At 63.4% G+C, this 18206-nt stretch carries 17 protein-coding genes and 3 tRNA genes; 13 read left to right on the top strand and 7 right to left on the bottom strand.

Annotation, left to right across the window (positions count from 1 at the left end; translation table 11 throughout):
* Position 1 precedes the first annotated feature (1 nt).
* From ACT01B_RS13450 to ACT01B_RS13430, 5 genes are all read left to right on the top strand, one after another.
* Positions 2-1030 carry an MraY family glycosyltransferase gene (locus ACT01B_RS13450; RefSeq protein WP_445143758.1) on the top strand — a complete coding sequence of 343 codons (1029 nt, stop codon included), beginning with the start codon at positions 2-4 and terminating at the stop codon, positions 1028-1030.
* Positions 1020-2915: a polysaccharide biosynthesis protein gene (locus ACT01B_RS13445; RefSeq protein ID WP_445143757.1), complete on the top strand. Its 1896-nt coding sequence runs from the start codon at positions 1020-1022 to the stop codon at positions 2913-2915. The genes ACT01B_RS13450 and ACT01B_RS13445 overlap by 11 nt, the downstream gene beginning before the upstream one ends.
* Complete coding sequence (gene galU, locus ACT01B_RS13440; protein ID WP_445143756.1) at positions 2916-3788, top strand: UTP--glucose-1-phosphate uridylyltransferase GalU; 873 nt, start codon at positions 2916-2918, stop codon at positions 3786-3788. It abuts the gene before it with no gap.
* Between the two features lie 334 nt (positions 3789-4122).
* Entirely contained in the window at positions 4123-5412 is a 1290-nt protein-coding gene (locus tag ACT01B_RS13435; RefSeq protein WP_445143755.1) for an NAD(P)/FAD-dependent oxidoreductase, read from the top strand.
* Entirely contained in the window at positions 5409-5765 is a 357-nt protein-coding gene (locus tag ACT01B_RS13430; protein ID WP_445143754.1) for a tRNA-binding protein, read from the top strand. Before ACT01B_RS13435 ends, ACT01B_RS13430 begins: the two co-directional genes overlap by 4 nt.
* On the opposite strand, the gene ACT01B_RS13425 is transcribed toward ACT01B_RS13430, so the two are convergent.
* Together ACT01B_RS13425 and ACT01B_RS13420 are read right to left on the bottom strand one after the other, a co-directional pair.
* Positions 5766-6710 carry an MBL fold metallo-hydrolase gene (locus tag ACT01B_RS13425; protein WP_445143753.1) on the bottom strand — a complete coding sequence of 315 codons (945 nt, stop codon included), beginning with the start codon at positions 6708-6710 and terminating at the stop codon, positions 5766-5768.
* Positions 6711-6815: 105 nt separating this feature from the next.
* The gene (locus ACT01B_RS13420) at positions 6816-7517 is read right to left on the bottom strand and encodes a pirin family protein (protein WP_445143752.1); all 702 of its coding nucleotides are present in this window, start codon (positions 7515-7517) and stop codon (positions 6816-6818) included.
* Positions 7518-7807: 290 nt separating this feature from the next.
* Between ACT01B_RS13420 and ACT01B_RS13415 the strand changes: the two genes are divergently transcribed.
* The 6 genes from ACT01B_RS13415 (at position 7808) to ACT01B_RS13390 (ending at position 9904) form a co-directional block, all read left to right on the top strand.
* A tRNA-Gly gene (locus tag ACT01B_RS13415) sits at positions 7808-7883 on the top strand.
* A gap of 83 nt (positions 7884-7966) precedes the next feature.
* Positions 7967-8040: transfer RNA gene (locus ACT01B_RS13410), tRNA-Cys, on the top strand.
* 114 nt (positions 8041-8154) lie between these two features.
* Positions 8155-8241: transfer RNA gene (locus ACT01B_RS13405), tRNA-Leu, on the top strand.
* 24 nt (positions 8242-8265) lie between these two features.
* Complete coding sequence (locus ACT01B_RS13400; protein WP_445143751.1) at positions 8266-8604, top strand: hypothetical protein; 339 nt, start codon at positions 8266-8268, stop codon at positions 8602-8604.
* A gap of 154 nt (positions 8605-8758) precedes the next feature.
* Entirely contained in the window at positions 8759-9004 is a 246-nt protein-coding gene (locus tag ACT01B_RS13395; RefSeq protein ID WP_445143750.1) for a hypothetical protein, read from the top strand.
* Positions 9005-9238: 234 nt separating this feature from the next.
* Positions 9239-9904: a response regulator gene (locus tag ACT01B_RS13390; protein WP_445143749.1), complete on the top strand. Its 666-nt coding sequence runs from the start codon at positions 9239-9241 to the stop codon at positions 9902-9904.
* Between the two features lie 185 nt (positions 9905-10089).
* On the opposite strand, the gene ACT01B_RS13385 is transcribed toward ACT01B_RS13390, so the two are convergent.
* Positions 10090-13248, bottom strand: a complete 3159-nt coding sequence (locus ACT01B_RS13385) for an Rne/Rng family ribonuclease (protein WP_445143748.1) — start codon at positions 13246-13248, stop codon at positions 10090-10092.
* Between the two features lie 431 nt (positions 13249-13679).
* Here ACT01B_RS13385 and ACT01B_RS13380 point away from each other — a divergent pair, with 431 nt between their 5' ends.
* Positions 13680-14600, top strand: a complete 921-nt coding sequence (locus ACT01B_RS13380; protein ID WP_445147484.1) for an RluA family pseudouridine synthase — start codon at positions 13680-13682, stop codon at positions 14598-14600.
* Here the strand turns inward: ACT01B_RS13380 and ACT01B_RS13375 are convergent.
* Both ACT01B_RS13375 and ACT01B_RS13370 read right to left on the bottom strand, forming a co-directional pair.
* Positions 14568-16073, bottom strand: coding sequence for a CPBP family glutamic-type intramembrane protease (locus tag ACT01B_RS13375; protein ID WP_445143747.1), 1506 nt, complete (start codon positions 16071-16073; stop codon positions 14568-14570). The genes ACT01B_RS13380 and ACT01B_RS13375 overlap by 33 nt on opposite strands.
* A gap of 32 nt (positions 16074-16105) precedes the next feature.
* The gene (locus ACT01B_RS13370) at positions 16106-16447 is read right to left on the bottom strand and encodes a 4a-hydroxytetrahydrobiopterin dehydratase (protein WP_445143746.1); all 342 of its coding nucleotides are present in this window, start codon (positions 16445-16447) and stop codon (positions 16106-16108) included.
* 138 nt (positions 16448-16585) lie between these two features.
* On the opposite strand from ACT01B_RS13370, the gene ACT01B_RS13365 reads away from it, so the two are divergent.
* Complete coding sequence (locus tag ACT01B_RS13365) at positions 16586-17194, top strand: NfuA family Fe-S biogenesis protein (protein ID WP_445143745.1); 609 nt, start codon at positions 16586-16588, stop codon at positions 17192-17194.
* 79 nt (positions 17195-17273) lie between these two features.
* Here the strand turns inward: ACT01B_RS13365 and ACT01B_RS13360 are convergent, their stop codons facing one another.
* Positions 17274-17627 carry a c-type cytochrome gene (locus tag ACT01B_RS13360; protein ID WP_445143744.1) on the bottom strand — a complete coding sequence of 118 codons (354 nt, stop codon included), beginning with the start codon at positions 17625-17627 and terminating at the stop codon, positions 17274-17276.
* Positions 17628-17645: 18 nt separating this feature from the next.
* The gene (locus ACT01B_RS13355) at positions 17646-17969 is read right to left on the bottom strand and encodes a c-type cytochrome (protein ID WP_445143743.1); all 324 of its coding nucleotides are present in this window, start codon (positions 17967-17969) and stop codon (positions 17646-17648) included.
* Between the last annotated feature and the right edge of the window lie 237 nt (positions 17970-18206).

Below are 18206 nucleotides of genomic sequence, written 5' to 3'. Positions count from 1 at the left end.
CATGACGTCTTCTACGCTGGCGATAGGGATGGTGCTGGCTGCGTGGTTGATCGCCTTGCTGGTGGTGCGCGGCGCGATCGCCTATGCGCATCGGCAAGGCATGCTGGACCTGCCCGGGCAGCGGCGTTCGCACACGATCCCCACACCTCGCGGTGGCGGTATCGGCATCGTGGTAGCTGCGTTGCTGACGATGCCGGCCAGCCTTTACCTGATGCCTGCAGCATGGCCTGCGGTAGTCGCCCTGGCGCTGGCACTGTCCACGATCCTGGTCGCTGCGGTGGGCTGGTGGGACGATCACCGCGCCTTGCCGGTATTGCCTCGCCTGGGCGTCCAACTGCTGTCGTCGGCGCTGTTCGCGCTGGCGTTGGCTGCGACGGGCATGTCGTGGTGGTGGGTCCCGCTGCTGATGCTCGCAGGGGCATGGAGCATCAACCTGCACAATTTCATGGACGGCATCGACGGCCTGTTGGCCCAGCAGGTGATCTTTGTCGGCAGCGGACTAGCCCTGCTGGCCTGGGCCGCGTCCCAAACGGCATTGGCGGCGGCTGCGGCATGTCTGGCAGCGGCTGCACTGGGCTTCTGGTACTACAACCGGCCGCGGGCACGGATCTTCATGGGGGATGTGGGCAGCGGCACCATGGGGTTCCTGCTGTTTGCCCTTAGCGGGCTGCTCTGGCGGGTGGATACCAGCCTGTTATGGCCCGCCGCGATCCTCAGTTCATCTTTTGTAGCGGATGCCAGCCTTACTCTCTTGGGCCGTATGGTGAGTGGCCGGCGTTGGTACACTGCGCATCGCGAGCACCTTTATCAATGGCTGGTTCGCAGTGGCTTCACGCACGCCTCCGGGGGGGCGTGCTATCTGGCCTGGAACCTGCTGGTAGCGGCGCCGCTGGCGGCGCTTGCATGGTCCTGGCCGGAGGGAGCGGTGCTGATATGCGTGGGTGCGTACCTGGTAGCGATCACTGTATGGATACTCATGAAGCGTCACTGTTTGCGGCGCGTTTTGCACAAGGGCAGTCATGTCGCTTAGTAAGCTAATCGGGGTCATTCATCCGCGCACTGCCGTGGTGCTGCATGACCTGTTCATGGCAGCGCTGGCCTGGTGGGTGGCCAAGGCGCTTCGTTACGCCTTGATCGACGATTCGGCCATCAGTTTCCACTTGCTCGAGTTTCCGCTGGTGCTGCTGGTGCAGGGCGCGGTGTTGAGCTGGACGGGCTTGTACAAGGGCGTCTGGCGCTTCGCCAGCCTGCCGGACCTGTGGAATATCCTGCGCGCGGCGGTGTTGGGCGCGCTGGCCATTGCGGCCGCCTTGATTCTTTATAACCGCCTGGCAGACGTGCCGCGCTCGGTACTGCTGCTTTACCCGGTGGTGCTTGCCGTCCTGCTCGGAGCCCCTCGACTGGCTTACCGTTACTGGAAGGACAGTCGCAGTGACCTGTTCCAGGCCAAGCCGCTGCAGCGCGTACTGATCGTCGGTGCCGACCGCGCGGGCGAAGCGTTGTCGCGCGATGTGCAGCGCGACAACGGTTACACCGTGGTGGGCTTTGTCGACGACAAGGAAAGCCTGCGCGGCGCAAGCATCAACGGTCGTCCGGTGCTTGGACATATCGATCAGCTGCCGGAACTGGCCCGCGAAGTGGCCGCCCAAATGCTGCTGATCGCCTTGCCGGGTGCGTCGACCCAGGAAATGCGTCGCGTGGTCGAGCTTTGCGATCAGAGCGGTCTTCCTTATCGCACCGTGCCCAAGCTCGAAGACGTCGTTTCGGGACGCGCGCAATTCAACGAGATCAAGGAAGTGGCCATCGAGGATCTGCTGGGCCGCGATACGGTCGAGCTGGATTGGACGGCTATTCGCGTCACACTCACCGACCGGCGCGTGCTGGTCACCGGCGGCGGCGGATCGATCGGTTCGGAACTGTGCCGCCAGATCGCGCGCCTGGGCGCGCAGTCGCTGTGCGTGGTCGACAACAGCGAGTTCAATCTCTACAAGATCTCGCAGGAATTGCGTGCCGAGTACCCGGAGCTGATCTACGAAAGCATCCTGGCCGACTGCGGCGATGCCGCCGCGATGCGCAAGCTGTTTGGCGAGTACAAGCCGCAGGTGGTGTTCCATGCCGCGGCCTACAAGCACGTACCGATGCTGCAGGGGCAGGTGCGCGCCGCTTTCCGCAACAACGTGCTGGCCACGCGCAACGTAGCGGACCTGTCCGATCGCCATCAGGTCGAATGCTTCGTATTGATCTCCACCGACAAGGCGGTCAACCCGACCAGTGTCATGGGCGCTTGCAAGCGCATGGCGGAGATCTGGTGCCAGAATCTCAACGCGCATTCGAGCACGCATTTCATCACGGTGCGTTTCGGCAATGTGCTCGATTCGGCCGGTTCGGTGGTGCCGCTGTTCCGCCAGCAGATTCGCAATGGCGGCCCGGTGACGATCACCCACCCGGAGATCTCGCGTTACTTCATGACCATTCCCGAAGCTTGCCAGCTCATCCTGCAGGCGGCCAGCCTGGGCAAAGGTGGCGAGATTTTCGCGTTGGACATGGGCGAGCCGATCAAGATCCGTGACCTGGCCGAGCAGATGATACGCCTGGCGGGTCGCAAGCCCGGTACCGAGATACCCATCATCTATACCGGCCTTCGCGCCGGCGAGAAATTGTTCGAAGAGCTGTTCCATCCACTGGAGAACTACAGCGAGACGACGCACGCGAAGATTTTCCTCGCGCAGTATCGCCCGGTGAGTTGGGAGCTGTTGAACGTGCAGATGGCCAAGGCTACCGAGGCCGTGGCGGTTTATGACGAGGACACGTTGCGGCACTGCGTATCCACCCTGTTGCCGACGTTCCGCTGGAGCGATTCGGGGCAGCCTGGCAACGTGGTGTCGCTTCGTCGCAATGAATCAGGAGAGAAGTGAGTGAGCAAGCCTTTGCGCAAGGTGGTTTTCCCCGTTGCCGGTCTCGGCACGCGTTTTCTGCCCGCCACCAAGGTGGTGGCCAAGGAAATGTTGCCCGTATTGGACCGACCGCTGATCCAGTACGCGGTTGATGAGGCGGTGGATGCCGGCGCCGATACCCTGATTTTTGTCACCAATCGCTACAAGCACGCCATCGCCGACTATTTCGACAAGGCCTACGAGCTCGAGGCGAAGCTGCAGGAAAAGCGCAAGGACGAGTTGCTGGCGCTGGTGCAGGGCACCTTGCCCAGGCATGTCCGCGCGATCTTCGTGACCCAGCCCGAGGCGCTGGGCCTTGGTCATGCCGTGCTTTGCGCCAAGCCAGTGGTGGGCGACGAGCCGTTCGGCGTGGTCCTTCCCGACGACCTGATCTGGACCAAGGGCAAGGGTGCGTTGCGGCAGATGGCCGAACTGGCAGACACGCAGCAGGCCGGCGTGATCGCCGTCGAAGAAGTTCCGCAGAACGACACGGACAAGTACGGCATCGTTGACGCCACGCCGGTCGACGAGCGTAGCGCGCAGATCCGCCACATGGTGGAAAAGCCGAAGCCGGCAGACGCGCCATCCAATCTGGCGGTGGTGGGGCGCTATGTCTTGCCGGGCCGCATCTTCGAGCTGCTGGAGCAGACCACACCGGGTGCGGGTGGCGAAATCCAGTTGACCGATGCCATCGAGGCCCTGCTCAAGGAGCAGGGCAAGGTCTTGGCCTATCGCTTCGAGGGCACGCGTTTCGATTGCGGCAACAAGGCCGGCCTGGTGCGCGCAACCATGCATATGGCCATGCAGGATCCCAAGCTCGCCCCCGTGGTACGCGAGTTTCTCGCCGAGCTCTGAATCGCTGCTCGTGACAGCATCTACGCGTTGCGCCCTCGGACGACAACCGATCGCCTTGATCGCCAACGCGGATGCTTCGGTGCGAGCGATGTACTGGTTCGTAACGATGCCTATGTCGGACGTAGCATGCCGGGTGAATCGTTGTTCTGGCAGCCGCGGACGGCCGGTAATGACGACGTGCGCGTGGTCGATGATCGCGACCGCAGCGACGAGCGGCCGCTCGGGGTGAGCCTGGTCGAATAGTCGGCGACCATGCCATGCGTCATGCCGAGGTCGGGCCACCGGCCTGCGCTATGCTTGCCCGTCTTCACCGAGACAGGAACGCGCACGACGCATGACTCCGTCACCGGCACCTTCTTACTATCGCGCCACCGCGACGCGCTATGAAGCTTTCGCACCACTGCAAGGGCAGGCCGACGCACGGGTCGCCATCATCGGTGGCGGCTATGCAGGCCTGCAGACGGCGCTCGGGCTGGCCGAGCGTGGCGTACGCGACGTAGTCGTACTGGAGCGCGAACAGGTTGGCTTCGGCGCATCCGGGCGCAATGGCGGTTTCGTTTTCGGCGGTTACTCGCTAGGCGAACAGTCGCTACTCGACCAGCGCGGCGAGGCGAAGGCGCAAGCGCTGTTCAGGCTGACCACGGATGCCGTGGAGCGCATTCGCCAGCAGGTGGCCCGCTATGCCATACCCTGCGATGCCGTGGACCAGGGCGTGATCTGGGCGAACTGGTTCCGCGATCCCGCGGTGCTGCGCGTCCGCCAGGAGCTGCTGGCCAAACACTATGGCGTCGAGTGGGATTGGCTGCCACAGGACGAACTGCGCGAGCGCATCCGGACGTCGCGCTACTTCGACGGACTCTACGAACGCAACGCGCTGCATGTGCATCCGCTCAACTTTGCGATTGGCTTGGCCGCCGCCGCGGCGGCGCAGGGTGTGCGCGTTCACGAGAACACCGACGTGTGGCAATTGCACCGCGATGGCACACGCTGGCGCATCGAAACGGCACAGGGCGCGGTCCATGCGGACCAGGTCGTGCTCGCCTGTGGCGGTTACCTGGCGGGCCTGCGCCGGCAGGTGGATCGGGCGATCCTGCCCATTGCCACTTACGTGATGGTGACCGAGCCGCTGGGCGATCGCCTCGCCGAATGCCTGGGCACGCAGTCCGCCATCTACGACACGCGATTCGCTTTCGACTACTACCGGCCTTTGCCTGATACGCGTCTGCTCTGGGGAGGACGTATCTCCATCCGCGACCGCTCGCCACGGGCGGTGCAAAAGCTACTCATGGGTGATTTGCTGCGCGTATTTCCCCAGCTGAAGGGAACCCGCGTCGACTACGCCTGGTCGGGGCTGATGAGCTACGCCCGCCACCAGATGCCGCAGATCGGCTCGGCCGGTTATGGCCTGTGGTGGGCGCAGGCATTCGGCGGCCATGGCGTCGCGCCGACCTGCGCCGCCGGCGACCTGCTGGCCTCCGCCATCGCAGAAGGCGATGATCGCTGGAAGCAATTTGCCGACTACGGATTGGCACGCACGTATCGTCCGTTTGGCTATCTCGGAGCGCAGGCGAGCTACTGGTGGGAGCAAGGCAAGGACTGGTTCAAGACGAGGCTGGAAGGATGAGTGAGACCCATACGCCCGCCCAGGCTGAAATCAGCTGGGCCGATTTCGAAAAGGTGCTGCTGGTGGCCGGCACGGTCACACGCGTGGAAGCATTCCCTGAAGCGCGCAAGCCAGCCTGGAAAGTGTGGGTCGATTTCGGCCCCTATGGCGAGAAGAAGACCAGTGCGCAGATCGCTCAACTTTATTGCGCCGAGGACTTGCTGGGTCGACAAATCGTGGGGGTGATCAACTTCCCCGAGAAGCAGATCGGCCCCTTCCGCTCACAGTTCCTGTTGACGGGTTTTCCTACCGACGAAGGCGTCGTGATCACGACGCTTGAACGCCCTGTGCCGAACGGTACGCGACTGGCCTGATCAGGTGCGTTGCTGCGTATTGTCCAACCAGACACCCAAGCCCTGCGCATTGAGCTCGATATCCATGCCCAGGATGGCAAGCAAGGCGGCGCGCTCGCCGTACCAGCCATGAGCGCGGGCGCGTGTGCCATAGAGGTCGGTGAGTGCTGACTTCATCAGCTCGTGCCGTTGCGTGGCATCGCCACCGCTCTGCTGCGCGGCATGGGCAATCGCCACCATGGCGTCGATCTGTGTGTGCAAATCGACGGCCAGTCGCTCGAGGTCCGTCACGCGGCCATAGTGCGTGAGATACATCGCCTCCGGCTTCAATGCGATGAGTCGATGGATGGATGCATGCAAGGCATCGGGGTCGAACTGCACGGGCGATGTGGTCGGCAGGACGAAGGGCCCGTTCGCCGTATCGAACTCGCGATAGGACAAACCGAAGGTATCGCCGGTGAAGCACACGTTGGCCTGTTCGTCGTAAACGCAAAGATGATGGCGGGCATGCCCCGGCGTATCCCGGCAAAGGAGCTTGCGTCCAGCCAGTTCCACGACGTGGCCGTCAGGTGCTTCCACCACCCGTTCGGCGGGAATCGGGCGCAAGCGTCCGTACGTCGTTTCCATCACCGATTCGCCGTAAACGGCGCTGGCACCCGCCCATAGCTGGCTCGGATCCACCATATGGCGCGCACCGCGCGGATGCACGAGCAAGCTGGCGTGAGGCAAGCGCGCCATCAGCTCGCCGGCGCCACCGGCATGATCGAGATGCACGTGGGTGAGAATCAGCCAATCGACATCGGCTGGCGCCAGTCCTGCATCCTGCAATGCATTGAGCATGCGCGGCACGCCGAAGTTGGTGCCGCAGTCGATAAAGGCGCCGCGACCATGCTCAACCATGAGATACGCCGCATCGAACTGTGGCCGTACAAAGCCGGTATCGATGGTGTGAATGCCGTGGCTCATGGCTAACCTCGCGTGGGACGGGTCACGCGAGGTTAGCAAGCCACGCCTAGCGCGGCACTCCCACCTTGGTCGAGCAGCGGCGACATGCGTGGCTGCGGCCAACGATTACGGAGCTGTATCGACCAGCACTAGTTCGGCATCTTCAAGTGCCGTGACGGTCAGCGTCGACTCGTCACGAATGGAAGCACCATCGCGCGTATCGAGCGCGACGCCATTGACCTCGACCTTGCCTTTTGAAGGGACCAGATAGGCCACGCGTTTCGGACCGAGCTGGTACTCCGCCTTCTCGCCAGCCTTGAGGGTGGCGCCGAGTACGCGTGCATCCGTACGTAGGGGCAGGGCGTCGGTGTCTTCCTTGAAGCCGCTGGCCAGGGCGACGAAACGGCCCGAGCGTTCGCCGACTGGGAAAGGCTTGGTACCCCACGACGGCGGGTTGCCTTGCTGGTTCGGCATGATCCAGATCTGGAAGATGCGCGTGGTACCGGGTTCAAGGTTGTACTCGGCATGGGTGATGCCCGTACCCGCACTCATGACCTGCACGTCGCCCGCGATCGTGCGGCCCTTGTTGCCCAGGTTGTCCTGGTGCGTGATGGCTCCCTCGCGCACATACGTGATGATCTCCATATCGCTATGGGGATGCGGCGGAAAACCGGTCTGCGGCGCGATGGTGTCGTCATTCCAGACGCGCATCGCGCCCCAGCCCATGCGGGAGGCATCGTAATAATTGGCAAAGGAGAAATGATGCTTGGCGTTGAGCCAGCCGTGGTCTGCTCCACCCAGACTATCGAAGGGTCGACGTTCGATCATGCTGTACTCCCGTGTATTGGCTGCGCCGGATTGGCATGGCACTAAGATAAGGCGCGGCACGCAGAACGCCAGCCGTTGATCAAGGAACGGACTGTTGCGAAAAGCCTCCCACTGCGCAGCCTTGCCGAGCCGTCGCGATGCTGTCGTGAAAGCTGTCGATGGCCGTGAGTGATGATGTCGCCCCAGCCTGGGAGCGGTTGGCGGCGACGTGGCGGGTTCGGACCAGGACTGGAAATTGCCTCCTGACTCTTCACAAATGCCATCGATCTGTTATTATTTCTGACTCTGATGCGGGAATAGCTCAGTTGGTAGAGCACGACCTTGCCAAGGTCGGGGTCGCGAGTTCGAGTCTCGTTTCCCGCTCCAGTTTCCAGCAAACCTCGGACTGCCGGGGTTTTGTTTTTTAAGCGGCTCGTGGCCACCTTTTCAGGTTACGATCCGTGCGCAATGGCCTGGTGGCAGAGTGGTCATGCAGCGGCCTGCAAAGCCGCGTACGCCGGTTCGATTCCGACCCAGGCCTCCATTGCGCGTCGAGCAAAAACCCGCCCTACGGCGGGTTTTTTATGGCTGGGGTTGCCGTTGCTCTACCCTGGGCTCGACGAGGGCGCATGTTAGGATGCGCAGCCTCAAGCCTTCCGCCCGGATGGCGAAATTGGTAGACGCAAGGGACTTAAAATCCCTCAACCGCAAGGTTATGCGGGTTCGACCCCCGCTCCGGGCACCAAGTGGTCCTGCAAGGACGTCCATCATGCGCATGGGCACGGCAATCTTCGCGGCTGTGACGCTGGTCGGGTGCGCCACGGCCAGTAGCCTTGAACAGCGAAAGCCGACGTTTGAGGCCAGCACAACCAAGACCGACAAAATCTATGCCATGTGTGTCGTCGCGCATTGGGTGAAGATCGCGCCCGCGGCGCACGCCGTGGAAGCCGAGGATGGATTCCGCGTGATCGTTCCCGATCCCACGGCCGGCATGGACGAACTGCTCGTCGTGCGCAGCAAGGCGAATGGCGCTGACGTGGCCCTCCACGAGCGCATCGAGATTCTTGCCATGCGGGCGTATCGGGATACGGCTCGAGCCTGCCTTTGAGCCGCTACGCGCCGCGCCGACGAACACGCCTACCCAGGCCTACCCCGGATACGGGGGCATCCACCATGGCGGCGCCAGCGAGGCTGGCTGGCAGTGGGCGCGCCCGTCCAGCACCGCGTACGATGTGTCTCGTTGCCAGGCCGCGGGAGTCGTCATGTCAGTGGTAAGGTTTCTTGGACCCTACGATGACCGAGTCGCCGCCGAGTTGGCCGAAGGCTATGTGGTCGGCACCTGTGCGGAGGATTGCGTGATCGGGCAGGGAGCATCTCTCACCGGTGTCTTTCGGCGCGTTGGCGAGCAGCGATGGACCGACGGGGATGGTCATGCCATTACCGTGAATGTCGAGGACTTCGACCTTGATGAAGCGGGCCTCAGGAACTGGGCGACAGGCGTGGAGTAAACGCGTCGATCAGACGATGCTTTCCGTGACGCTGTGACCGCTTACGACCGCTCTCCAGCATGGTCGATGGCAGCAGGTAGGGAGTTCCCGGACATCCTGACGAAAGTCGATGTAGGCGAATATCACGTCGTGGCGTAGGTGATAATCGGTCATCGGCTTAGCGGTGGCCCAGGCGGCTTGCGCAAAGCCATGTCGCAGCCTATGTTCGAGTGCTCAACCCAAGGAGGGAAGCCGGTGATCAAGGTAGTTTTAATCGACGATCACGAGCTGGTGCGCACGGGATTCAGGATGATCCTGCAGCAACAGCCGGACATCATCATCAGCGGCGAAGCCGGCACGGCCGAGGAAGGCTTGCGCCTGATCCGCGCCAAGACACCCGACATCGCCCTGGTCGACGTGCACATGCCCGGCATGAGTGGCATCGAGCTTACCGAGCGCGTGGCACGCTCCAAGTTGCCAACCTTCATCATCATTGTGACGGTGGTGGACGATGCGCGCTTCCCAAAGCGCCTGCTTGACGCCGGTGCGCTCGGATATCTGACCAAGGGCTGCGCTGCCGATGAACTGCTGGAAGCGGTGCGCCAGGTGGCCGGCGGTCGCCGTTACCTGGCGCCGACAGTGGCGCAGCAGCTGGCGCTGGCTACGCTCGATGGTGATGGCTCGCCGTTCGATGCCTTGTCCAGCCGCGAGCTTGAGGTGGCGATGATGCTGGTGCGTGGCAAGCCGCTCACCATGATCGGCGAGCAATTGAATCTCAGCCCCAAGACCGTCTCCACCTACAAGCAGCGACTCATGGAAAAGCTGCAAGTGGACCACGTGATCAGCCTGGCGCACCTGATGACCATTCACGGCCTGCTCGACACGCATAACAACCAGGTCGGCGGCCAGGGTATGGTCTAAATAAAACTTTGTTCGTCATTCCTGCGGCTCTCAACAGCCGAAGGGCTGGTCAAACTGGGATGACGATTTCGGGATGACGACTTATTCAAACCTTCCCTAGCCCGACTTGGCCAACAGGAGCCAGGCAAAAAAAAGCCGGACTTTAAGTCCGGCTTTTTTTGTGGGGCGTGAAGCGGGCGCGGTGATCAGCCGTGCGAAGCGTCCTTCTTCACCGTGTCGGCGTCCTCACCCGTTGCGGCTTCTTCCTTTGGAGGGATGGCCGCTGCAAGCGGATGTTCGGCGTGAGCCAGCAGATCGCCCTGCGCTGGCGCGATCGGTGCCGCGGTTTCGGCCACGGCGTCCGGCTCGGCTTGCACGGTCACGCTGTCCGAGGTCGCTGGCGCGGCCGCATGCCGGTGCGGTTCGTCCATCTGAGCCGCGGTTTCCAAATGGGTGTGGAAATCGATGCTCGTGCTCACCATCGTCGGCGCTGGCTCAACGGCCGCTGCGCTGACGTGCGCATGGACCACCGTCGCTTCGACGTCGGGTGTGACCGGCGTCGGCACTTCGATGACCTCGTCGGTCACCGTGACCCGGGCGGCAGCAACGGCAACCGGCGTCACCGTCGTCACCGGCTCGACGGCAGGCGCTTCGACCTTGACGGTTTCCGCCTCGACCTTCTCCGCCTGGATTTCCGGAATCGGCGGCAGCGTTGGCAGATTGAAGGATGTCGGCGCTACGGCGCTCAGCACCGGCTCGTGGCTCTGCTCCGGCGCCTGGGCCGGAGCCGATGCCGCGGCGATGGTTTCTTCAGTCAAGGGGGCAGGCCGGGCCGAGCGCTCGGCGATCTCTACCGACACGACGGTGGCGATGGCCGCGGCAGCGGCCACCGGTGCGACCGGTGCGTCTACCAGGGCCGGGCCAGCCATCCCGGTGGGGCTTCCACCGTCTTGGCTACGATCTTCGTCGTCCAGATCGAATCCGCCGTCCGCAGCTTCCTGGGGCAACGCACCGGCCTCTGCGGCGTCTTCATGGCGACGGCGGCGACGGCCACCGCGACGGCCGCGACGACGACGCGCCTGGCTGCCCTCGGTCTCGGGACTATCCTCATTCGCCAGTTCGTCGTTCGTGATGGCCTCAGCCACCGGCTTGGCGGCTGCCGCTTCCTTGGCGGCCTCAGCGGCCTCGGCGACTGGAGCGACTAGCGGTCGCTGTTCGCTTGGTTGGGCGGGCTGCGACGGCTGCGTTGCGGCAGCGGGCTGCTGCGCGCGCGGCGGGCGCGGCTCCTGTCGTGGCTGCTGCGACGGCTGCTTGCGCTCAGGCTGGGCCTGAGTGCCGGTGATGTCAGCGGCGGACTTCTGTTGCTGCTGGCGAGGCTCCTGCTTGCCCGCCTGGCTCTGGCCTTGCTGTTGGCGCGGTGCTTGAGCCTGATCATTGCCGCGCTGGCGATTGCCCTTGGCCTGCTGCTGGCCTTTCTGGCCTGGCTGCTGCGGCTGTTGCTCACGGCGCTGTTGCTGTGTCTGGCGATTGCCCGACTGAGCGCCCTGAGCCTGGCGACCGCGCTCATCGCGGCGATTGCCGCGGGCGCTGGCCGTTGCGGACTCGGTCTTGGCGACCGGAGCCGGAGCTGCAGGAGCTGCCCCGCTGCGGAACCAGCCGAGCAGGCGCGAGATCACGCCGCCCGTGGGTGCTGGCGCGGTCGCGGCCTGGCGTGCCGGCTGGATTTGTGGTGCGGGTGCCTCTGCCGTCTCTTCGCGAACGGGAGCCGGTGTCGACGGAACGATGCCGCTGACGGCCGGTTGCTCGCCGCTGCCCAGCGCCTGGCCCATCTTCGGCAGGGCGGAGGGCTCGATGGCGGTGAGGCGTTCGTAGCTGGGCTTGCTGTGCTCGCCCATGTCCGCTTCGCGGATGCGCTGGATCTCGATGTGCGGCGTTTCGAGATTGTCGTCAGCCACGATCACCACGTGCACCTTGTTGCGCAGTTCGATCTCAACCACGCTGGCGCGCTTTTCGTTGAGCATGAAGTTGGCAACCGCAGGCGGGACCTGCACCAGCACCTGGCCGGTGTTGTCCTTCATCGCGTGCTCTTCGATCAGTCGCAAGGTCGACAGCGCCAGCGATTCCACACCGCGGATGTGGCCGTGGCCTTCGCAGCGCGGGCAAACGATCTGGGTCGCTTCGCCCAGCGACGGACGCAGGCGCTGGCGCGACATCTCCAGCAGGCCGAAGCGCGAGATGCGGCCGATCTGCACGCGGGCGCGGTCCAGCTTCAGGGCGTCCTTGAGACGCTCTTCCACTTCGCGCTGGTGCTTGGGACTGTCCATGTCGATGAAGTCGATCACGATCAGGCCGCCGGCGTCGCGGATGCGCAGCTGGCGCGCGATTTCCACCGCCGCTTCGCAGTTGGTGTTGAACGCCGTTTCTTCGATGTCGCTGCCCTTGGTGGCCTTCGACGAGTTGATGTCGATGGCGGTCAGCGCTTCGGTCTGGTCGATGACGATGGAGCCGCCCGACGGCAGGCGCACCTGGCGGTCGAACGCGCTCTCGATCTGGGTCTCGATCTGGTAGCGCGAGAACAGCGGGGTGTCGTCACGGTACAGCTTGAGTTTGCGCAGGGCATTGGGCATGACCTGCTGCATGAACTCGCGCGCATCGTTAAACAGCGACTCCTCGTCGATGAGGATTTCGCCGATATCGTTGCGCAGGTAGTCGCGCAGGGCGCGGATGAACAGCTTCGATTCCTGGTAGATCAGGAACGGCGCCTTCTGGGCGCTGGCGGCGTTGGAAATCGCCTTCCACAGCTGCAGGAGGTAGTCCAGATCCCACTGCAGCTCTTCGGCGTCGCGGCCCATGCCGGCGGTACGCACGATCAGGCCGACATCGTCGGGAACGGTCAGGTGCTCCAGCGCTTCCTTGAGTGCCTGCCGATCTTCGCCTTCGATCCGGCGCGAGACGCCGCCGGCCTTCGGGTTGTTCGGCATCAGCACCATGTAGCGGCCGGCCAGGCTGATGAAGGTAGTGAGAGCGGCGCCCTTGTTGCCGCGCTCTTCCTTCTCGACCTGCACCACCACTTCCTGGCCTTCCTTCAGCAGGTCGCGGATGTTGGACTTGTTCGGATCAAGGCCCTGCGTGAAGTACTCGCGGGCGATTTCTTTCAGCGGGAGGAAGCCGTGGCGTTCGGCGCCATAGTCGATAAAACAGGCTTCGAGAGAGGGTTCAACGCGCGTGATGCGGCCTTTGTAAATATTGGCCTTTTTCTGTTCGCGGGAAGGGATTTCGATGTCGAGATCGTAAAGGGTCTGGCCATCGACGATGGCCACACGCAACTCTTCACGCTGAGTTGCGTTGATCAGCATACGTTTCATTGTAGTTTTTCCTCAGCTTGCCGCGCGTCGCGTGCCCCAGTGGCGCCGTAACTTCGGCGGCCTGCCGGGGATCGCGCCGCTGCGGTTAAGCGGCAAATGACGGCATCGTTTCCGGTGCCGGGGTGATTCGGGCAATGCGTTCGTCGCCCCGGAACCCCATGGAACCGGACAAACGACAGCCCAAACCGTTACGATGAAAGGGAGCAGCGACCGGCTGCCGTACAGGCGACCGGCGCTATCCTCGCCGACGTCGCGGGCGGGCGCCCCATTTCCATCCGAACTTCGGCAGGAGGGGACATAACGCCGGCCGAGTATCCTATTTCGTCAGGTTTTTTTCAATGCAGACGGCAACTTCCCCCGACGCACCTCACGGTGTGCGTCAAGTAGAGATCGGACCCGAACGGGACGGTCAGCGTATCGACAATGCCCTGGTGACCCTGCTCAAGGGGGTTCCCAAGAGCATGATTTATCGCATTCTGCGCACCGGCCAGGTGCGCGTGAACGGCAAGCGCGCGAAGCCCGATACGCGTCTCGCGGAGGGTGATATGTTGCGCATCCCGCCGGTCCGGACCGCCGAGAGGGTTGCCGAAAAGGGGCCTGCACCCGCTATGGTGGCCTCCGTGGCCGACGCGGTCATCTTCGAAGACAAGCACTTCCTGGCCATCGACAAGCCGGCCGGTATCGCCAGTCATGGTGGCAGCGGCGTCAGCCACGGCGCCATCGAGTTGCTGCGCGCCGCCCGTCCGACCGAACATCTGGAACTGGTGCACCGGCTCGATCGGGACACCAGCGGCGTACTCGTGTTTGCCAAGACGCGCGCAGGTCTCATTGGGCTGCAGGCGGAAATCCGCGCGAGCACGGTCATCAAACAGTACCTCTGCCTGATGGTGGGGCACCCTTCCAAGGCGAAATTCGACGTCAATGCACCGCTGATCAAGTCGGTGCTCCAGGGCGGCGAACGGATGGTAAGAGTGGCCGATAACGGCAAGCCCTCGCTCACTTTTTTCCGCGAGATGGAGCAGTACCCGGCCGCTCGCCTGATGCAGGCGACCCTGGGTACCGGTCGGACCCACCAGATCCGCGTCCATGCCGCGCACGTGGGTCATCCGCTGGCCGGCGACCCGAAGTACGGCGACAAGGAAATGAACAAGAAATTCAAGGATTTAGGCCTTAATCGCTTATTCCTGCACGCCGCGCATATGAGTTTCGAGCTCGATGGGCGCTCTTACAGCTTCTCCGCACCCTTGCCCGATGACTTGAAGGATTTCCTGGATGTCCTTGCCGTCAAAGGCAAAAGGATCCGTCGTGTGCAGGAATACCTACAGGAAAAAGCGCGCACTGACTCCAAGTGAGCGCAGCATGTGACCGGTCAGCCCGCTTTCGACCAGCAGGGCGCAAATGGCATGGGCAACGGCGATCGGGACGAGGCAAGGCGATTTCAGAAAACGCCACGCCCACCACAATTCAGCCATGAAGCAGAGCTGCATCAACGACCCGTTGGGTGTGTGCAGCAGGCCGAACAACGCCGCCGTGATCAGGATGATGACGGGTTGCGGTAACGCTGTAAGTCGCAATCTCCCCATCACGAAAGCCAGCATGGCCCATTGCTGCAGTAGCGCCCAGCCGAGATAGGTCAGCATATGGCGTGGTTCGAGGTGAACCAGCCCGTGGCCATCGACCAGCGTCAGGGCGACCGTCACCGCGAGCGGGACCAGCGGCCACAGCCAATCGGCCCAGCTGCGGCCCAGCCAGCGCCACCACACCGGGCGCCGGCGCCAATCGCTTTGGGCGGCAAAGACCAGGGCGGCGACGAAGGCGGTGACACCCGGAATCGAGAGCTGGGTGCCCCAGCGCAGACCGGCGATCAGCCACAGCGGACCCGCAGCGATCGCCGCTATCTCCAACCAGGGACGGGTGACCTCCCGGGTCTGGCGCAGGGCGATCCACACGAGGCCGATCAGGTACGCGGCGCAGACACCCCAGTCCAGCCACCCCGGCAGGGCCTCCTCGCGTGCTGGTGCAAAGGCTTGCCCGAACGGAAGCACCAGCGCACCGGGCCAGTGCCGTTTCACCAGATCGCGCAGCGACAGCATGGTTTCGGCGGAGATGCCTGCCGGCAGGCGGACCAACGGCGCGCTGCGCCCGCCGTACTGCGCTGACGCAGCGGTCAGCCCAGCCTGGGCCACCGCCAGGGCCGAAGGCAGCCGGATATCGGCCATATCGGCAGCGATCGAGACTGGCAGCGCGGCAGGTTGCGCCGCTTGCAAGTCGACATTCCCGATCTGCAACACCGCATGCGCCGGCAGCTGGGGACGAAGACGCAGCAAATAGGTAACGACGTCGGGTGGCCGGCACGGTTTTCCGCTGTCTGAGTGCCAGCTGAGACTGCGAAGATCGATAACCAGTTCGTTTCCATGAGGAGGAATGCGGCCGACCGCATTGGCCGTGCAGGCCGTACTGAACTCGCTTGTCTGATAGATCAGGCCCAGGGTGCCTTCGGCGTCGCTTTGCAGTTGCAGGTGGAGCAGCGGCCAGTGCGCCAGGTCGACCGGTCCAGCCACGGGCAGACCCAGATCGAAGGTCGAGCCGTCACGACTGGTGACGCGGAGGCCGTTTGGGCCCCGCGCGATATCGGCGTTACCGAACACCCGATGTGCGACCAGGTCGCCGGGGCCGCGCAGCCGCCATTGCCACAAGGGCTGGCCGCTGCGCAGGGTCGCCAGTTCCAGCTGCGCATGCTTGGCCAGGTGCTCGCGTGTTACCCAGGCGGACAGGGCGGCCATGGCCCAGAACAGCAGCACGACCGCGGTCCCGAAGCCGGCCATGGCGAGAACCCGGTGCTTGGCGCGCAGCGTGCTCAATGCTCGAGCAGGGTCTCGACGCGGGCGGCGCAGATGAAATCGTTGAGCGACAGGCCGCCGACGTCATGGGTTGACCACAAAATCTGGCAATGACCGTAGCCGGCTTCAAGATCCGGATGATGGTCTTCCTGATTGGCCATGAACCCCACGGCATTAATGAAGCCGAGCGTATGGTGGAAGTCGCGGAACTTGAAGTTCTTCACGATGGCCTTGCCGTCGGCCGCGACCTGCCAGCCGGGCAGCTGGGCGAGTAGTTCGGCCACCTTGGCCTGGTCCAGTGCGTGTTCCTTGCCCTTGCGGGGCGTGCAGTGCTGGCTGGCGAGTGTGTTGGTGCTCATGGCAGTCGTTCCGTTCGTGAGATGAAAATGCAAAGCGTCGAAGCTTGCCGGATAAAAGTCAAAAGCGAGCGGCAATACTGAAATAGGACTAAAATGGTGCTGTTTCGAACGGCAGCACCCGCTTTAGCTGGAGTAGACATGATCGACATTTCAGAACGCGCACAGCGGCACTTCCTGCGACTGCTCTCCCAACAGGGCATCGACGGCTTGAGTATCCGCCTTCGCGTTACCGCGCCGGGCACGCCGGCGGCCAATTGCGAACTGGAGTTCGCCGAGCCCGACGAGCTGACCGGACAGGAATGGACCATTGTTTGCGACGGCTTCGAGTTTCATGTCGCGGGCGACAGCGCCTCCTGGCTGGAAGGCGCGAACATCGATTTCGAGCCGAACGCCACGGGCGGCCAGCTCAATATCCGCGCACCGCGCATCAAGGGCGAGATACCCGGACAGGAAGCCGGCCTGATCGAGCGCGTGCGCTATGTCCTGGAAGCGGAAGTGAATCCCAAGATCGCCTCGCACGGCGGGCGCGTAAGCCTGCTCGAGGTCGACGCCAACGGCGTGGTGGTGTTGCAGTTCGGCGGCGGCTGCCATGGTTGCGGCATGGTCGACGTCACCCTGAAGCATGGGGTGGAAAAGACCTTGCGCGAGCGCGTGCCGGAGATTACCGAAGTGCGCGATGCCACCGACCACAGTGGCGGCAGCAACCCGTACTACACGAAGCACGAAGGGCAGTCGGCACTCGGCTGATCGACCCCGGCATGCGTCCAACGAAAAGGCCCGCATCGAGCGGGCCTTTTTTATGGGCTCATGCAGGGACGCCGTGCGATTACTTGTCGCCCTGGATGTGACCTTCCAGCGTACCGAGCTTGCTCGGCTGGCTGGAGAAGAACGCGGCGATGTCCTCGATGTCCTGGTCGGACAGCGTGGCGACGAAGCCCTTCATGATCGGGTTGCTGCGCTGGCCGGTCTTGTACTCGCGCAGCGCCTGCTGGATGTACTCGTTGTACTGGCCAGCCAGGCGCGGGTACTGCGGGTCGACCGCATTGCCGTCGGCGCCATGGCAAGCGAAACAGACAGCAGCCTTCTGCTTGCCGTTATCGATGCTGGCGGCAGCGAGCAGCTGGGTGGAAGCGAACGCCAGGACGGCGCCGAATGAAAGCAGGGTAAGCGCACGTTTCATGCGGTAATGGTCCTTGGCTTACTTGGCGAGGCTGGAAAGATAGGCGGCAATATCGTCGATGTCCTTGTCGGACAGACTCTGCGCCTGTGCCGTCATCGTCGGATGGCTGCGTTCGCCAGCCCTGTACTCGTGGAGCGCGTTGACGATGTACTGCTGGTTCTGACCCGCAATCTGCGGCACTGGGTAGTTCGGGTAGGCATTCGAGTAACCCGGCACGCCGTGGCAACCGTTGCAGGTGTAGATCAATTTGCGTCCGGCAGCCTTGTCACCCTCGGCATGCACGCTGGCAGTGGCGAGAAAAGCTGCGGCCACGGAGAGGCCAAGCAGTTGCAATCGAGTCATCGAGATCATTCCCACGAGTCCGGCGGGTCCATGGTGAAAAGTCGCAAAAGTATAGTGGTTGCATTCACAAACCGACAACATGTCGCAAGCCACTGATCTTGATCAAAATGGAGCACGACAATGGTGGAGTCATGCTCGGGGGCGCACGGCCGGGCCGTGTCACAAGCAGACCGAAGGGGAACTTTAATGTCGCATTGGACGGGTTGGTTGCAGGGTCGTCGGCCTTGCTGGAAGAGG

It is taken from the genome of Dyella sp. Tek66A03, assembly GCF_052567735.1.
Note: the sequence above shows the minus strand (reverse complement) of the source record. Positions and strands in the feature narration are given on the sequence as shown.

Excerpts from the sequence above, each read along its gene's own strand:
- ACT01B_RS13450 (WP_445143758.1), top strand. The coding sequence starts at position 2 with ATGACGTCTTCTACGCTGGCGATAGGGATGGTGCTGGCTGCGTGGTTG.
- ACT01B_RS13445 (WP_445143757.1), top strand. The coding sequence starts at position 1,020 with ATGTCGCTTAGTAAGCTAATCGGGGTCATTCATCCGCGCACTGCCGTG.
- ACT01B_RS13435 (WP_445143755.1), top strand. The coding sequence starts at position 4,123 with ATGACTCCGTCACCGGCACCTTCTTACTATCGCGCCACCGCGACGCGC.
- ACT01B_RS13430 (WP_445143754.1), top strand. The coding sequence starts at position 5,409 with ATGAGTGAGACCCATACGCCCGCCCAGGCTGAAATCAGCTGGGCCGAT.
- ACT01B_RS13425 (WP_445143753.1), bottom strand. The coding sequence starts at position 6,710 with ATGAGCCACGGCATTCACACCATCGATACCGGCTTTGTACGGCCACAG.
- ACT01B_RS13420 (WP_445143752.1), bottom strand. The coding sequence starts at position 7,517 with ATGATCGAACGTCGACCCTTCGATAGTCTGGGTGGAGCAGACCACGGC.
- ACT01B_RS13400 (WP_445143751.1), top strand. The coding sequence starts at position 8,266 with ATGCGCATGGGCACGGCAATCTTCGCGGCTGTGACGCTGGTCGGGTGC.
- ACT01B_RS13395 (WP_445143750.1), top strand. The coding sequence starts at position 8,759 with ATGTCAGTGGTAAGGTTTCTTGGACCCTACGATGACCGAGTCGCCGCC.
- ACT01B_RS13385 (WP_445143748.1), bottom strand. The coding sequence starts at position 13,248 with ATGAAACGTATGCTGATCAACGCAACTCAGCGTGAAGAGTTGCGTGTG.
- ACT01B_RS13375 (WP_445143747.1), bottom strand. The coding sequence starts at position 16,073 with ATGGCCGGCTTCGGGACCGCGGTCGTGCTGCTGTTCTGGGCCATGGCC.
- ACT01B_RS13370 (WP_445143746.1), bottom strand. The coding sequence starts at position 16,447 with ATGAGCACCAACACACTCGCCAGCCAGCACTGCACGCCCCGCAAGGGC.
- ACT01B_RS13365 (WP_445143745.1), top strand. The coding sequence starts at position 16,586 with ATGATCGACATTTCAGAACGCGCACAGCGGCACTTCCTGCGACTGCTC.
- ACT01B_RS13360 (WP_445143744.1), bottom strand. The coding sequence starts at position 17,627 with ATGAAACGTGCGCTTACCCTGCTTTCATTCGGCGCCGTCCTGGCGTTC.
- ACT01B_RS13355 (WP_445143743.1), bottom strand. The coding sequence starts at position 17,969 with ATGACTCGATTGCAACTGCTTGGCCTCTCCGTGGCCGCAGCTTTTCTC.